General features: G+C 43.9%; 16 protein-coding genes. 12 read left to right on the top strand and 4 right to left on the bottom strand.

Going from position 1 to position 16269, the window contains the following annotated elements; all coding sequences use genetic code 11:
- Positions 1 to 62: 62 nt before the first annotated feature.
- Positions 63 to 1802 (bottom strand): M14 family metallopeptidase, encoded by a 1740-nt coding sequence (locus tag ABD010_RS17805; protein WP_343816194.1) that lies wholly within the window; start codon positions 1800 to 1802, stop codon positions 63 to 65.
- A 521-nt stretch (positions 1803 to 2323) separates the two neighbouring features.
- Here ABD010_RS17805 and ABD010_RS17800 point away from each other — a divergent pair.
- From ABD010_RS17800 to ABD010_RS17765, 8 genes are all read left to right on the top strand, one after another.
- The gene (locus ABD010_RS17800; RefSeq protein ID WP_343816192.1) at positions 2324 to 3520 is read left to right on the top strand and encodes a dicarboxylate/amino acid:cation symporter; all 1197 of its coding nucleotides are present in this window, start codon (positions 2324 to 2326) and stop codon (positions 3518 to 3520) included.
- A gap of 135 nt (positions 3521 to 3655) precedes the next feature.
- Positions 3656 to 4786: an FAD-dependent monooxygenase gene (locus ABD010_RS17795; protein ID WP_343816190.1), complete on the top strand. Its 1131-nt coding sequence runs from the start codon at positions 3656 to 3658 to the stop codon at positions 4784 to 4786.
- A gap of 46 nt (positions 4787 to 4832) precedes the next feature.
- Positions 4833 to 6284, top strand: a complete 1452-nt coding sequence (locus tag ABD010_RS17790; protein WP_343816188.1) for an MDR family MFS transporter — start codon at positions 4833 to 4835, stop codon at positions 6282 to 6284.
- Between the two features lie 47 nt (positions 6285 to 6331).
- Positions 6332 to 6610, top strand: a complete 279-nt coding sequence (locus tag ABD010_RS17785; RefSeq protein WP_343816416.1) for a hypothetical protein — start codon at positions 6332 to 6334, stop codon at positions 6608 to 6610.
- A gap of 49 nt (positions 6611 to 6659) precedes the next feature.
- Entirely contained in the window at positions 6660 to 7370 is a 711-nt protein-coding gene (gene pxpB, locus ABD010_RS17780; RefSeq protein WP_343816187.1) for a 5-oxoprolinase subunit PxpB, read from the top strand.
- Positions 7367 to 8386 carry a 5-oxoprolinase subunit C family protein gene (locus ABD010_RS17775; RefSeq protein WP_343816185.1) on the top strand — a complete coding sequence of 340 codons (1020 nt, stop codon included), beginning with the start codon at positions 7367 to 7369 and terminating at the stop codon, positions 8384 to 8386. The genes pxpB and ABD010_RS17775 overlap by 4 nt, the downstream gene beginning before the upstream one ends.
- Positions 8383 to 9150, top strand: coding sequence for a LamB/YcsF family protein (locus ABD010_RS17770; protein WP_343816183.1), 768 nt, complete (start codon positions 8383 to 8385; stop codon positions 9148 to 9150). Before ABD010_RS17775 ends, ABD010_RS17770 begins: the two co-directional genes overlap by 4 nt.
- A 105-nt stretch (positions 9151 to 9255) precedes the next feature.
- On the top strand, positions 9256 to 10047 hold the full coding sequence (locus tag ABD010_RS17765) for a putative hydro-lyase (protein WP_343816181.1): 792 nt from the start codon (positions 9256 to 9258) through the stop codon (positions 10045 to 10047).
- A 65-nt stretch (positions 10048 to 10112) separates the two neighbouring features.
- Here the strand turns inward: ABD010_RS17765 and ABD010_RS17760 are convergent, their stop codons facing one another.
- Entirely contained in the window at positions 10113 to 10886 is a 774-nt protein-coding gene (locus ABD010_RS17760) for an SDR family NAD(P)-dependent oxidoreductase (RefSeq protein WP_343816179.1), read from the bottom strand.
- Positions 10887 to 11056: 170 nt separating this feature from the next.
- On the opposite strand from ABD010_RS17760, the gene ABD010_RS17755 reads away from it, so the two are divergent.
- On the top strand, positions 11057 to 12250 hold the full coding sequence (locus ABD010_RS17755) for a DUF4317 domain-containing protein (protein WP_343816177.1): 1194 nt from the start codon (positions 11057 to 11059) through the stop codon (positions 12248 to 12250).
- 99 nt (positions 12251 to 12349) lie between these two features.
- Here ABD010_RS17755 and ABD010_RS17750 read toward each other — a convergent pair whose 3' ends face one another.
- Positions 12350 to 12622, bottom strand: a complete 273-nt coding sequence (locus ABD010_RS17750; protein ID WP_343816175.1) for a hypothetical protein — start codon at positions 12620 to 12622, stop codon at positions 12350 to 12352.
- A 136-nt stretch (positions 12623 to 12758) separates the two neighbouring features.
- Positions 12759 to 13373 (bottom strand): TetR/AcrR family transcriptional regulator, encoded by a 615-nt coding sequence (locus tag ABD010_RS17745; RefSeq protein ID WP_343816173.1) that lies wholly within the window; start codon positions 13371 to 13373, stop codon positions 12759 to 12761.
- A gap of 128 nt (positions 13374 to 13501) precedes the next feature.
- Between ABD010_RS17745 and kynU the strand changes: the two genes are divergently transcribed.
- From kynU to kynA, 3 genes are read left to right on the top strand one after another with little or no spacing between them, the layout of a single operon-like run.
- On the top strand, positions 13502 to 14776 hold the full coding sequence (kynU, locus tag ABD010_RS17740; RefSeq protein ID WP_343816172.1) for a kynureninase: 1275 nt from the start codon (positions 13502 to 13504) through the stop codon (positions 14774 to 14776).
- Positions 14776 to 15423, top strand: coding sequence for an arylformamidase (gene kynB, locus ABD010_RS17735; RefSeq protein WP_343816170.1), 648 nt, complete (start codon positions 14776 to 14778; stop codon positions 15421 to 15423). Before kynU ends, kynB begins: the two co-directional genes overlap by 1 nt.
- Complete coding sequence (kynA, locus tag ABD010_RS17730) at positions 15413 to 16255, top strand: tryptophan 2,3-dioxygenase (protein WP_343816169.1); 843 nt, start codon at positions 15413 to 15415, stop codon at positions 16253 to 16255. The genes kynB and kynA overlap by 11 nt, the downstream gene beginning before the upstream one ends.
- Positions 16256 to 16269 lie beyond the last annotated feature (14 nt).

Raw genomic sequence — 16269 nt, 5'->3', positions numbered from 1 at the left:
AGTAACAATTATTCAATTCTATTGTTCTAGCGTAAGTTCGTTCTTTGATTTATTCATTTCCGTTACTTCTCGACAATTTTATCTTCTTTCATATAACGGAATACAGGAACCACTTCCCCGATGTTTACAGGCAGGTAATTATAGGTTACATAACTTGCCGGGGATTCCGGCTCAAGGGACAGGGCAATCAGATTAGCTGTTGGCTGTGCTGAGCTGAATACATAGCTACCCTTGGGAAATTGATATTTTTTCGTCTTGATGTCCGTTTCAACATGAGTCAGTAAATGACCTTGGTTATATTTTTCATCCACCTTTTTATCTGTCACTTTGTAGCGTTCAACGGTTAATGTTTTGGATTCATCGAGCCGTTTTACGTTTACCCCTTGCATCTTCAGTTTTTTCGCTGCTTCATGATAGGCTGGAGGCATAATGTACGCTGTTGGTCGGACAATCTCTTCAGTCGGGACAGCATTTATGGAACTATAAAAGTCAACAGGAATTTCTTCTACTGCTCCTTCAGCGATATCAACGACTTTTAGGTGTTGCTGACCAGGACGTTCCTGGCGTTTAAAATCCAAGACAATTTTATCTTTTTTCCCGATTTTTTCTCCTTGGCGCGTAATCTTGGCTTTTGCATTTTCTATGATAGATTCAATTGCTGTTGCACGCTTGGCGGTCATTTTGATTATATTCGTATGGGCGTTTACCGATGCGGCTACACGTCGTTTAAAAGTTTCCCGACCTAAACCATATCCGCGACTCTCGACAAGAATCGTAAATGCAGGCTGCAGACCATAAGCATTGGTATCTATTCCTGCTGCCAGACCGCCACCTGTAATTGTTGGTTTCTCCGCATTCTTTTTCATCAGGTAATACGGATAAGAATAAAAACCATTTTTCTTAAGTTTCTTGTGAGTCGGTTTAATAAACCATTTAACTGCTTTGTTGCGCACCGTCTCCGGGATATTGAGGTTTAAGTCCGGTGCCAAAAGAATGTCGTGGTAAGGTAAAGCTCCTTTATCTCCTATTCCAGGAAATTTATCAGCTGCATTTGGAAATTTGCTAGGGAGTGCCAGATAACCATGGGCGCTAATAACAACTTCTGGTTGATATCGATTGAAAATTTTATGCAGCGTACGAATTTCCGGGAGTTCCAATTTTACGTGATCACGGTTGGCGTCTAACCGATTAGCGGTCTGGCGTTGAAAGTAGCGGGAACCATCGGGATTAATCCTTGGAACTAAAATGACGTTGATTTTATCTAATACTTTCTGACCAAGCTTACCTTTAGCCAGTTTTTGAGCCATAACAAGAACGGATTCACCTCCTGTTGGCTCATCTCCATGAACTTGCCCCTCCAACATCACCGTTGTTTTATCCTTGAATTCCGTTTTATTATTATGGCTGGTTGATAAAATGATCAAGGGCAATGCACGCCCCTCAAGGGAAGTCCCCGCTGTTTTCATTTCCATTAGGTCACTTGAGGAATCTAATTTGTGTAAAAATGACATCATTTCACGTTGAGTCGTGAAGTTTTCTTTTCCTTTTTTAAAGCCAGGTGTGTTGAATTCAATATCAGGAGCTGGATATAACGATTCAACTTGTTTAGGCAAGTCATACTTCTTTCCAAAATAAGGTGTAAAGTCTGAACCCATTTGCCCTGCTATAGGTATGTCCGACGAATCCATATGATCTTCGTTATTATTCGATTTGGCAGATTTCTCACCAGCTAATTGATTGCCAAACAATACCGGAAGAACTAAAATTAATGGAATTAAAATAGATAAAGCTTTTCGTTTCAAGATGCATTCCTCCTTTGATAGATTTTGACATTTATCATCCTAATTAGACAAGTTCGTGGTCGGGGGAACAACTCCTTCCGACAAAAGATGTGTTTTATAGAATAGGAAGAATGTCGTATAAAGTAACCATAGTTTTGGGCGCAGCAAAGTTTGCTGATTTGATTGCCAAAAGAGGCAATGTGAATGCCGTATGTTAAACTGTTAAACTTCGTAAAATCCCACCTTAACGAAAACGTTTGTTCGCATTTTGGTGAGATGCTATAATATTATTAGAAGAGTAACCAATCTGGAACCAGAAGAAGTTGAAAAGCTGAATAGCTAAAAAAGAAGCCATTGTAACTTGCAAAATCCGGGTCCTTTAAGGGGGATCCGGATTTTTGCAATTGTGTATGCAGCCAAATGTAAACAAATGAGGACCTTGACCTATTTCTCCGCAGTCAATTGTACGCTTATCTAATATATGATAGTTTAGTAGGGGCCGTCGAATTTTGGAAGATATACAAAAGATAGGAGCGTATGCTATGAAGAAAAGTCTAATATGGCAGTTGATTGCTGCATTTATACTTGCCATTGTAACCGGTCTCATACTTGGTGACAAAGCGCAAGTTGTGCAGCCGCTTGGGGATTTATTTCTGCGATTGATTAAATTCATTATTGCTCCCTTAGTCCTTGCTACACTCGTTGTTGGGGTTGCCAGCACAAATGATGTGAAGAAACTTGGAAGACTGGGCGGGAAAACCGTCGTATTTTATCTGCTTACCAGTATGTTTGCTATTATTCTGGGTGTCATCGCTGGGAAGGTCTTTTCGCCGGGCAGTGGTATTGATGTGTCACTGGAAGGAAAGAAAGCCCCGGAGCCGACTGAAACGGAGGGTGTCGTACAAACCATTTTAAATATTATACCGACGAATCCGTTCGAATCGTTGGCATCGGGGAATATCCTGCAAATTATCTTTTTTGCCTTAATGATTGGTATTGCGATTGCATTGGTGGGTGAAAAAGCGAAACCTGTTAAAGACTTTTTCGATGGATTTGCGGAAGTGATGTATAAAATAACCGGTATGGTGATGACCATTGTTCCGATTGGTGTATTTGGTCTGCTTGCTCCGGTAGTCGGGCAGTATGGATTGGATGTATTGCTTCCATTGATCAAGCTGATTCTGGCTATGGTAGCAGGGTGTATTATACAACTGTTCGTGGTCTATTCACTGCTTGTTAAATCGCTTGGTAAAATGAGTCCGATTAAATTTTTCAAAGGCATTTTCCCGGCATCGGCTGTAGCCTTCAGTACAAGCAGCAGTTCCGGAACCTTGCCTGTCACGATTAAGAGTGCTCAGGAAAATCTTGGCGTATCCAAAGAGACGAGCACGTTCGTATTGCCGTTGGGGGCGACGATTAATATGGATGGAACGGCATTGTATGTCGGGCTTTGTTCGATGTTTGTCGCCCAGTACTTTGGAATTGATTTGACGTTTTCGCAAATGGTCACAGTCGTGCTGGTTGGTACGCTGGCATCCATCGGTACTGCCGGGGTTCCGGGTGCAGGTCTGATTATGCTGACAATGGCATTGAGTGCTGTTAACTTACCGCTGACCGGAATTGCGCTTGTCGGTGCAATCGACCGGATTCTGGATATGATGCGCACATCTGTTAATGTCACAGGTGATGCAGCAGCAAGTGTTGTTGTGGATGCGAGTGAGCAGCGAAGCGCCTCTTAGAAATAACTGCAAAACAATATAGCATTAAATCAGGTCAACATCCTTTTTCAAAAAGGTGTTGGCCTTTTTGAATTCGTGGTGATTTATTTTATAAAGTAATCGTCCATTTGTATAATAACGTTGGAGGTGATTTCGGTGAAGGTTGCTATTGTTGGCGGTGGCATTGGCGGTCTTACGTTGGCTGCGGGGCTGCATAAAATTGGCATGAAAACGCATGTGTTTGAGCGGGCGCGTTCTTTTAAGCCGCTTGGTGCAGGGCTTGGACTTGGCAGTAATGCAATGCTCGCCCTGGATCGAATCGGGATTGCTGCGGATGTTGCAAAATTCGGGATGCCGCTTCAGGAACAGCGATTTTTAAATGGCAAGTTAGATGTTATGAATAAGATTGATTTTTCCCTGTTAAAAAAGAAATTCGGTGAAGAAACGATTACGATTCATCGGGCGCATTTACATAACGTGTTATTTGAGGCTGTTGACGCTGCCTATGTTCACTTTGATAAACAAGTGACTGATTTTGCGCAGCATGATCATGGTGTCACCCTGACTTTTCAGGATAACGTTAACCAAGATTTTGATTATGTGATTGCGGCTGATGGCATTCGTTCGATTTTTCGCCAGACCCTTGTGCCCAATAGCGAGCCGCATTTTGCAGGGTATACATGCTGGCGTGGGATTGCGAAAAATAAGAGCGATGTTCCATTACATATTTCGTCTGAAGCATGGTCCAAACAAGGGCGGTTTGGCTGGGCACCGCTTCATGATGGGGAAGTATACTGGTTTGCGTGTGTGAATGCGACGGAAAACGATGCTCGCTATGCACACTTGAATCAAGACGAAGCAGCCCGTTTGTTTGCCCATTTTTCCCCAGCAGTTGCACGCCTGATCTGTGAGTCAGCGGACGCGTCTTTTTTACATCACGATTTGTATGATATTGAACCGCTGGATTCCTTTGTTTATGGACGGGTGATTTTGCTGGGTGATGCTGCTCATGCGACAACCCCGAATATGGGACAAGGGGCTGGACAAGCGATTGAGGATGCTTATGAATTAATGCTTGCCATTGACGAAGAGGCTTCTATGAAGGAAGCTCTGTCCCGTTATAATACAAGGCGCGTTAAAAAAACAAAAAAGGTCATTCAGCTGTCCCGACAAATCGGCCGGGCAGCACAGTGGCAGCATCCGCTGTTAATCGGGTTTCGAAACACCGTACTTCCGCTGATTCCAAAATCGTTACTGTTTCGCAGGCTGACGTTTTTATTTAAATGAGTTGGGGCTTGCTGTTTGATTGCCGAAACAGCGGGCGGGATGTAAGATGGTGTTTAGATTAATTGTTAAAGGGGGTGCAGACAAAGTGACAGCTGCGAATCTGACACGTCTGCAGCGGCGGTTAATAGTGGGGGTCGCATTATCGGCCGCTTTTTTATCTGTTTTAACGCAATTTCTGCTGATTACGGCTTTTCCAAAAATTATGGATGAATTTACGGTTAACTCAACAGAAGTTCAATGGCTGACAACGAGCTATATGCTAACCATTGCTGTTTTGATTCCGATAACGGCTTATCTCATTGATAAATTTCCGACACGGACCATCATGATGAGTGCCATGTTTCTGTTTTTTACTGGATCCTTTATCTGTTTGATTGCGCCATCATTCTCCATTCTGATTGCGGGGCGCGTTATTCAGGGGATGGGCTCTGGTATTATGATTCCGTTAATGCAGACATTATTGTTCCTTGTCTATCCAAAGGAAAAAAGAGGATATGCGATGGGAATTGCCGGACTGGTGATTAACGTGGCCCCCGCGGTGGGACCGCCGATTTCCGGTATTTTGATAAAATATTTTGAGTGGCGTTCCTTGTTTTTCGTGACGTTGCCGATTGCCGCGTTAATTCTGTTGATGGTTTTCCTGTTTATGCGAAACATCACGGAACAGCGGACAACGCAAATCGACAGTCTTTCCATCATTTTTTCCACAATCGGTTTCGGCGGACTGCTTTTCGGATTTAATAAAATTCAGGAGAATGGACTGACTGATGTGGTCACACTTGTCAGTATGATTGCAGGTGCGGTGGCATTAGGCTTGTTTGCAGTGCGTCAGTTTCGGCTCACGACACCTATTTTGGAACTTCGTGTGCTCAAGGTGCCGGTATTTGCATTGATTTCGTTTATTTCCATTCTTTCATTCAGTTTGCTTATATCTACTGAGACCATTTTACCGATGTATGTGCAAAACGCACAGCAGTTCTCGGCATATTATGGCGGTTTGATCGTGATGCCCGGCGCATTGACGCTTGCTGTTATGTCGCTGCTTGCGGGAAAATTGTTCGATAAATATGGTGGTAAAATGATTGCGATTATTGGCTTTGCCCTGCTTACTGTAAGCACGCTCAGCTTTCATTTTATTCTTGGTCTTAATACGCCATTCGCTATTACGATGGTATTGTTTATGGTCGCGATGGCTGGTGTGGCAATGATTAATATGCCGATCATGACCTCCGCCATCAATGCGTTGCCCGATCATCTGATTCCCCATGGTACAGCGGTGATTAATACAGCGCGTCAATTTGGGGGTTCACTGGGATTAACGTTCATCATCTCATTCATTACGATGGTTGGATCCGGCTCTGAAACAATTGTCGAGCCCGCCACGTACCTGACCGGTGTACAAAATGCCTTTTTCGTCGCATTTTTGTTTGCTGTTACGGGTTTGGTTCTTTCCTTGTTTTTGGAAAGAAGGAAGCAGCCTGCTGAAAGTGAAGGATGAATAGGCCTTGAAAGGATAGTCATACCTGATTAGGTAGAAGTATATTCTTGTTTAGTTGTCGTTCTGAAACTATTGAAACGTGCGAAGTGGCCGCCCAAACGTGCAAAGTCAGGGTTAAACGTGCGAAGTGGCCGCTCAAACGTGCGAAGTCGAGAATCCTGCCGCTCACATTGGGTGCCATTCTTGTTGCATCAAGGAAGAAAAAAGTCGTCGGCGATTATCATCATCCGACATGGATGATTGTGCTTGGTGTGGTGGCAGTACTCATTACAGTTATTGCAGGTTACTTCTCACTTCAGGGGATTGCCGATATCTGGACGGGATGACGTGCTGATTCAGCGAACTTGAAAGCGTTAGTCGAAACGGGGGATGATGATGGATTATACAGTGTCACCGCTGGGGGATGAAGCGGTTGTATTGGAATTTGGCGTGGAAATTTCCGGTGAAAAACAAAAGCAGATTATGGCTGTTTCCGCTTATCTGGATGATCATCCAATCCAAGGGATGGTTGAATACATTCCAGCATATACGACTATAACCATTTTTTATAATGCGTTGGAGGTAATTGCGAATTCGACCGGGACAAACGCCTATGAACATATGCTTGATGAAATTGAAAAAATGATTTCCCGTCTTCCGGAAAATTTCGAAACTGAATCTAATGTCGTTGAAATTCCGGTATGCTACGGGGGCGAATTTGGTCCGGACTTGGAAGTTGTTGCACAGGAGAATAATCTTACGGAGAAGGAAGTTATGGATATTCATGCAAACGGGGAATATATGGTGTACATGATTGGGTTTGCACCAGGATTCCCGTTTATCGGTGGGATGTCGGAACGGATTGCTACCCCAAGAAAAGATTCACCGCGGCTTACGATTCCCGCCGGTTCAGTGGGGATCGCGGGCGGCCAAACCGGGGTTTATCCGATTGAAACACCGGGGGGATGGCAGCTGATTGGAAGAACGCCGCTGGAACTGTTCCGGCCGGATGAGGAAGTCCCCATTCTACTGCAGGCAGGGGATTCCATTCGCTTTTTCCCTATATCTGAAGAACAGTACAGCAACTGGGGGAGAGAAAGGTCATGAGTATTCATGTAATAAAATCCGGGCTGTTAACAACGGTTCAGGATTCAGGGAGATACGGATATCAGAAATATGGTGTCATTGTAAGTGGTGCAATGGATAGGAATTCCTGCCGGCTTGCCAATTTACTTGTCGGTAATGCACCGAATGCCGCTGTACTGGAAATGACCATAGCCGGTCCAATAATCGAATTGCAGGAAGATGTGCTGCTTGCCATTTGTGGAGCAGATATGGCACCGGTAATTGATGGTGAGCCGGTACAGATGAATAAAGCGGTATGGGTTCGAAAAGCAAGTACCATAAAATTCTCGTCAGCGCGGACAGGCTGCCGGACGTACCTGGCTGTTGCAGGTGGAATTGATGTGCCTCTGGTTATGGACAGCCGCTCCACGTATTTACGGGCCGGGATTGGCGGTTTGAATGGACGGGCACTGCAAAAAGATGATTTGCTTCCGGTTGGTTCACCATCCAACCATGCCGGGAAAGTCATGAAACAAATGCGGGACCAGGCTGATACCGGACATTTTCGTGAAATGGATTGGGGTGTCTCAAACGGTTTTCAGTCTGATGACCGTGACGGAACGATAATTCGTACGATACCGGGGCGGCAAGCGGAATGGTTTACAGATGAAAGCCGGAAGTTATTTTTGTCGGAAGCCTTCACCGTTTCCACCCAATCTGACCGGATGGGATATCGGTTAAATGGACCGGAATTGGCGTTGCAAAATAAAAAGGACTTATTATCCGAAGCAGTGGCTTTCGGTACTATTCAGGTTCCGCCGGACGGAAATCCGATTGTGCTGATGGCTGACAGGCAGACAACCGGCGGATATCCGAAGATCGGCCAGGTCATTACGGCAGACTTGCCGGTTATGGCACAATTAAAACCAGGCGAAAAAATATATTTTAATGAAATGAAGCACAGCGAAGCCCAGGAGCTGCTGTTGGAAAATGAAAAGCATTTTGAACAGTTAAAGGTCAGTATTGATTTGAAAAAAGAACAGGAGGGCTATGCATGAAAATCGATATAAATTGTGATATGGGAGAAAGCTTTGGCGTCTACAACATGGGACGGGATGAGGAAATTCTTGATTATATTACATCGGCAAATATTGCCTGCGGATTCCATGCCGGCGATCAGTCCACGATGCGGAAAACGGTAAAAATGGCTTTGGAAAAAGATGTCGGAATTGGTGCACATCCCGGTTTTCCGGATTTAAACGGCTTTGGAAGAAGGTATATCGCATTATCTCCGGAAGAAATTTATGAACTCGTCATCTACCAGGTGGGTGCGCTGCAAGGTTTTGTTAAAGCGGAAGGGGCAAAAATGCAGCATGTGAAGGCGCATGGTGCTTTGTACAATCATGCCGCAAAAGATAAAGCTGTTGCGGAAAGTATTGCGAAAGCGGTCTATGATCTTGATCCGGAGCTGATTCTATTTGGTTTGGCCGGCGGGGAACTGGTTAAAGCGGGTGAAAACATCGGCTTGCCGACAGCCAGTGAAGTGTTTGCTGATCGTACATATCAGGAAGACGGCTCCTTAACATCCCGCCGTGAGAAGGATGCACTCATATTGGATCAGGAAGTTGCCTCCAGCCAGGTGGTGCATATGGCGAAAAACGGAACAGTCCAGTCACAGCAAGGTACGGATATTTCCATTCAAGCGGATACGGTGTGCATCCATGGAGATGGTATCCACGCGCTGGAATTTGCACAGCATATTAATCAGAAATTGGCCAGTGAAGCTATTTCAGTTTCAAAGATTGGAACATTTTTACGTTAAACGGGAAGGAGGTTTTCTTGGCAGATAAGAAAGTATAAAACTTTCTTACTGCATAAGTGCAACTATGGCTGTCACCTAAAGGCTTGGCGACAACCAAGTTTTCTAATGACTACACTTGCTGAGGCAACCCCAACTGAAGCAAGGAAACGGATTCGTGAAGGAAAGTGGACGAAGCCGACATCCGGCGTTTCCAGTGGATTTACACAGGCGAATCTTGTTGTGCTTCCCAAGGAGTCCGCGTTTGAATTTTTGTTGTTTTGTCATCGGAATCCAAAGGCCTGCCCGGTTCTGGATGTCACGGAGCCGGGTGTATTTGCACCAGCTGCGGCAGCACCGGATGCCGATTTACGGACTGATATTCCGGGATATCGTATTTATAGAAATGGTGTACTCGATGATGAACGTATCGATATCATGGATTTATGGTGGGATGATATGGTCGGGTTTTTAATTGGATGCAGTTTTACATTTGAGCAGGCGTTGATCCGTAATGACATTCCGATTCGAAATATCGAGGAACAGTGCAATGTACCAATGTATATCACGAATCGCAGGTGTGTTCAGGCAGGAAAATTTGACGGTCCGCTCGTTGTCAGTATGCGGCCGATGCAGGAAAAGGATGTTGTTCGGGCGGTGCAGGTAACGTCGAGGTTCCCGTCTGTACACGGTTCACCGGTTCATATCGGCAATCCTGACTCAATTGGCATTCGAGATTTGGACAAACCGGATTTTGGCGACAAGGTTCCCGTTAAGGAAGGGGAGGTTCCGGTATTTTGGGCGTGCGGCGTGACACCACAAGCTGTGGCCATGAACAGCAGACCGGAAATAATGATCACGCATGCACCAGGCCATATGTTCATAACCGATTTGAAGGACGAGCAGTTTTCGGTGTTGTAATTCACTTCCTGATTGATAAGCGTATCCGGTATTGAACCGGATACGCTCTAACTTTGGTCATTCGCTTACTGTTGGAGTTTCCCCGCAACATACCCGCCGTCAACAGGAATGGTCACACCGCTTATTTGTTTGGCTAAGTCAGAACATAAAAATGTCACCGCATTCCCCTGATCTTCTGGTGTTGACATTTCTCCCGCTGGAAGTGTTTCCAGAACACCTTTATATTGTTCAGGTGCTTTTTTTGCCCAACCTTCTATTGCGGGTGTAATTGTTGCGCCTGGCGCAATAGAATTAATCCGAATGCCTTGTTTCCCATATTCCAGGGCGACGGATTTTGTTAATCCAACAATACCGTGTTTGGAGGCTGTATAGGGCGTCATGTTTGGGGAACCTTCTATACCGGAACCGGACGCAGTGTTAACGATTGCGCCGCCGCCTGTTTTTAACATCGCATTTACTTCATGTTTAATGCTATAGAACGTTCCATATAACGTAACCTTCAATGTTTTATCCCAATCATTCGAATCCAGTTCTCCAATTTTCTTTTGGCCGGCATTGATGCCAGCGTTATTATGCGCAAAGTCTAATTTACCAAAAGCGGAAACCGTTTCATCGACCAATGCTTTCACTTGTTCTTCATCACTTACATCACATTTGAAAAACATTGCTTCCCCGCCATTGTCCGTTATTATTTTTACGGTCTCTTTACCTGCCTCTTCATTGACGTCAGAAACCATCACGCTGGCTCCAGCTTTTGCCAGCGCCACAGCACTTCCTCTTCCAATACCGGAACCAGATGCTGTTACTAAACCTGCTTTGCCTGCCAATAATTGTGTCATCGGAACACTCCTTTTTTTAATCCACTATTTATTGTACGCTTCAGTGTGGTATTATCAAGTAAATTTATTTATCAAGATAGGCACTTTCAAAAACTCCCTTTCTCTATGATAGAATAAAAGAATGTGTGCGTAATATACACCTGACTACAGACATAGGAGTGGGATCAACCTTGGATAAAAAAGACATTGCGAATATCCGAAAACAATTTAAACCAGATAATGACTTACTGAAAATACATGACATTTTTAACGTGTACATCATGAAGGAATCGAGCGAGATTTATCACCACCAGAGTATGCCGTTTGACATGCTGGAACAGGAGCAGCAGGAGTTGTTTCTGGAAAACTTCAAAAAAGTGCTGTCCGGCCAGCTGGATGAGAAGTTATTTGAATTAAAGTTTCAGCGTGACGTAGAAAACAGCAGTCAGCTTACTCTTCATCAGGCGCTGTTAAGCAATGATACCGAAGAATGGAAAGGGCAGATGCTCCGGCTTATTGAAAGAATGCTGCAGGATAAGCAATATGAAATGGATATTGTGGTTACGTTTATTCACGGGGAATATATGAAGCCGATGAAGCGTCAGAGCGATGAATCAGAGGAGAGTGAGCGGGATACGGTTTATTCCAATCCGTTTATTTTATGCAGTATGAATAAAACGCAGGATCCGAAAAAAGAATTGCTGTTTGACTATGTGGAAAAAGAGTTCAAATATAATATTGTCGTCGATCCGATTATCAATTTGAAGGCTCCGATTTCAGGATTTCTGTTTCCATCCATCACGGATAATGCGGCGGATGTTAATCATGTACTATATTCGGCAGGGAAGAAGAATGAACCGAGTTACCACTTTATGGAAGACGTATTAAATGCGGAAGAAATCATGACTGCCGCTCAGGATAAACTGGTTTTTGAAGAAATCGTAAATAAAGTTGCCGGTGATCAGGCAATGAATACGTCCAAGCTATCGAATGTATATGATGAAATCCATCGGGTCGTGGAAGAGAGTGAAGAAGAAGATACACCGAAGCTGGATTACAAAGATGTGGAAAACGTATTAGCAAGTAGTGGAATAGACGATGTGAACACGGAAAAGGTGGAGTCCGCGTTTAAAACAGTGCTTGACGACGAAAAATATGAGTTTAAGGCATCGAGTGTAGTGCCGAAATACAATTCCAAATCGATTAAAATTGAAACAAAAATAGCAAATATCTCTATCAGCCCGCAGGATTTAAGACACGTACGGCAAGTCCACTTTGACGGCAAAAGCTATTTGATGATGGAAGTGGAAGAGAACACGGTGATTGAAGGGTTCGAAATGATTCCCGAAGCATTGTTTGAAAAAGCGCCGGATGATGAGGAATAGAAAGAAATAGATCATTCATCGCTTTTGGTTCATATAAAAGGATAGATGAGGACATATAGTAAAACCTCCGCTATAAGAGATAACGGAGGTTTTTTAACTTCACACATCTGAAAATGATGTAAATGTATCAATTTCTTTGGAAAGAGCAGTTTTCAATTTCTCTCCACATTCATTGGAACAGGCTGTAAACAGGCCGTCCTGTCCATGTTTCTTTGCTTCAGAATCAGCTGTGGTAACAATCATCGGGACACTGGTCTTGCGTGAAGTTAAATAAACCTGGATGATTTCCCCTTCTTTGTCTGAGTAGTCGGTTCCTTTGGCAAACTTAACGTTTATCGCATGCAATGGCTGATTCTCTCCAATCTTCTTCATACACCATCCGCATCTGAACATGGCAAAGGTCTCCTTCCATCATCATAGAATACGCTACATTCATTTTAAGATGCTTCTAAGGATTTTACAACTCATACCCGATTAACATAGATTATAAAATATCTCTAATTAATATTTATCCGTTATACAATGCACTCGTATAAAAAAGCGATAACTGCTCAACAATGTGTTCCAGATTATCATGGTTATCATCTGCATCAACCAGTTGCCACATGAACATCTCGTTCATGTAATACCAGCTTTTAGCGGTGATGGCGGGATCAAATTCCGTATTAACGAGCTGCTTTTCCTGTGAATGGTTGATATCAGACGTAATTCCCCGGATGAACTCATTTCGGATGTTTTCCCATTCCGCTTCAATCCGGTCACTTGATCCGATCGCATCGTTGACAACCTTCATGATTGGCCTGTTCTGAATGGCAAGATTCATATATTCCCGGACCTGATTTTTTATTTGTGAACTTGCTTCGGCTGCCGTATCAGGGCGGAATTTCTGGTGGGCCACCTCGAAAAATTGCTGCATGACTTCTTCCATAATCGCAATGAACAGTTCGTGTTTATTTTTAAAATAGACGTATGCGGTCCCATACCCGACCCCTGCAGTTTTAATGATTTGGGAAATGGTCGTTTTTTCAAAGCCATTTTGTAAAAAAACTTGGTGGGCGGATTCAATCAGTTTTCGTTTTGTTTCCTGTGCCTGCTTGTCCCGATTGGTCAGGTGTTTTTTCATGGAAACCTCCCTCATTTCGTTGACATTATGTCATTGACATTGTATCAGTGATTGGATATAATTTGACTATACAATACGTGCATCATGTTTTTCAAGTCAATACGATTAATTTCCGGGAGGTTACACATATGGTTGAAACGTACTCGAGATCCTATGCGCAGGAAATGGATGCGCGGGATGATTTAAAACAATTCCGTGATGAGTTTTACCTTCATAATGAAAGCATTTACATGGATGGAAATTCATTGGGGCTGATGTCCAAGCGAGCGGAAAAGTCCGTACATGACATCCTTGATTCGTGGAAAAATTACGGCATCGATGGCTGGACCAAAGGAGAGCATCCATGGTATTACCTGTCTGAGGCGCTTGGCGAAAAAATGTCCGGTCTTGTTGGCGGAAAAAAAGATGAGGTGATTGCAACCGGGTCGACAACGGTTAATTTACATCATCTTGTTGCAACATTTTATCAGCCTGCAGGGAAGCGTACCAAGATTCTGGCGGATGCATTAACTTTTCCGAGTGACATATATGCATTGAAGGCACAATTGCGGTTGAAAGGGTATGATGAATCCCATTTGGTCCAGGTCGAGAGCAAGGATGGGAATCTGCTGAGGGAAGAAGACATTATTGACGCGATGACCGATGAGATTGCCCTGATAGTGCTTCCGAGTGTTCTGTACCGCAGCGGCCAGATTTTGGATATGGAGCGGATTACGAAAGCAGCTCATGCACGCGGTATAACAATCGGTTTTGATTTATGTCATTCAATCGGCTCCATTCCGCATGATCTGCATAACTGGGGCGCTGATTTTGCTTTCTGGTGTACCTACAAGCATCTGAACGGGGGACCGGGAAGTGTTGCCGGGCTATTTTTACATGAGAAGCATTTTAATGTTTCACCTGGTTTGGCGGGATGGTTCAGTTCCGCAAAAGATAAGCAATTTGATATGGATCACACCTTAACATCAGCGGATAACGCTGGCGCATTTCAAATTGGGACGCCACATCTGTTAAGTGCAGCACCGTTGATTGGCGCACTTGATCTGTTTCATGAGGCAGGTATTGAAAAAGTACGCAGAAAATCATTGGCAATGACCGACTATATGATGGAATTGATCGATCATGAACTTGAGGGACATGGGATGGTCATCTGTAATCCGGTAAATCATGCAGAACGCGGTGGGCATGTATATGTCGAACATCCGGAAGCAGCTCGCATCTGCAAGGCGTTGAAACTGAAAAATGTGATTCCGGACTTCCGGACGCCAAGCGGTATTCGTCTGGCACCCGTTGCTTTGTATAATACGTTTGAAGAGGTTTATGATTGCGTCCAAATTTTAAAAACAATTATGGACGGTGAATTATATAAGCAATTTGAAAACGTAAGGGATGTTGTTTCCTGATGGGTGAATGGATGGATATTTCGCAGCCGGTAAACAATAACTTGGCACATTGGCCCGGAGACCAGCCATTTCATTATCATACACCGGTAACAAAAGACATGACCGGGTCGGTAAATATAGGGAGGATTACGACGAGCACGCATGTGGGGACACATGCGGATGCTCCCTATCATTTTATGGAAAATGGCGGAAAAATACTTGATTTGGAGATTGACCGCTACATCGGACCGTGCAAAATAATAGATTTGGCATCTTTTCATGAAATTAATGAAATCGCTTTAAAGAGCAAGCTGTCTGGGCGTACAGAAAGATTGTTGATCCGGACGTCTCTGCCAAACAAGGCCGATCGATTTCCGGAAGATGTTCCGCCCATTACAGCTGACGGTGCTGCTTTTATGCATTCGCTCGGGGTGAAATTGGTCGGGGTCGATACACCGTCCGTTGATCCGATTTCCAGTAAGGAACTTGTCGGGCACCATTCCCTTTTCAAGCATGATATTAACATTCTGGAAAATGTCATGCTTGATGAAGTGGAAGAAGGTGATTATCAGCTGATTGCATTGCCGCTGCCCCTTCAGGATGCAGACGGCAGTTTGGTAAGAGCAGTGATTAAACCAATACGTGGAGGAGATTCTGATGCAAAATAAGCACGAAGCTTTTAAAAATGAAAAGAACATTCATACCGATTTTAAAGAGAAAATGACGTACAGTGATTATTTGGGATTGGACACCCTGTTGAACAGTCATCATCCACTGAGTGATCACCATGATGAAATGCTGTTTATTTCCGTACATCATGTTAGCGAAATTTGGATGAAACAGGTTCTGCACGAAGTTGGTTCCGCTATTCAGGATATTCAATCAGGTAACCTGTCAACTTCCTTTAAAAAATTGGCACGTGTATCTCAAATTCAGGAGCAGTTGAAGCGGGTGTGGGATGTATTGTCAACACTAACGCCGGCTGAGTATATGGAATTTCGCGATAAGCTTGGCAATGCATCCGGATTTCAGTCGTATCAGAACCGCATGCTGGAATTTGCACTTGGCTATAAGACCGAATATGTGCTGAAAATCTATGAAAAAGATCCGGAACTGCTGAAAATTTTGCAGGAAGCGCATGATGCACCAAGTCTGTATGATGTGTCGATTCAGGCGCTTGCCAGGGCAGGTCTGCCGATTGATGATGACGTGCTGAACCGCGATGTACGGTATACGCATCAATCGAATGAAAGTGTCAAACAGGCATGGCTGACTGTTTATCGAAATGTTGATCAATATTGGGAGCTTTATGAGCTTGCAGAAGAATTGGTGGATATTGAGGATTTATTCCAGCAGTGGCGGTTCAGACATATGAAAACAGTTGAGCGAATTATCGGGTTCAAACGTGGTACTGGCGGGTCTGGCGGTGTTGCGTATTTGAAAAAGGTAATTGATCAGTACTTCTTCCCGGAATTATGGGAGCTTCGGACGGAATTGTAATGGCTCCCCTTTAT

The organism is Virgibacillus siamensis (assembly GCF_039522605.1).
Lineage (GTDB): Bacteria > Bacillota > Bacilli > Bacillales > Amphibacillaceae > Lentibacillus > Lentibacillus siamensis.
The sequence above is the reverse complement of the archived record's forward strand: the minus strand, read 5'-3'. Positions and strand labels throughout refer to the sequence as shown.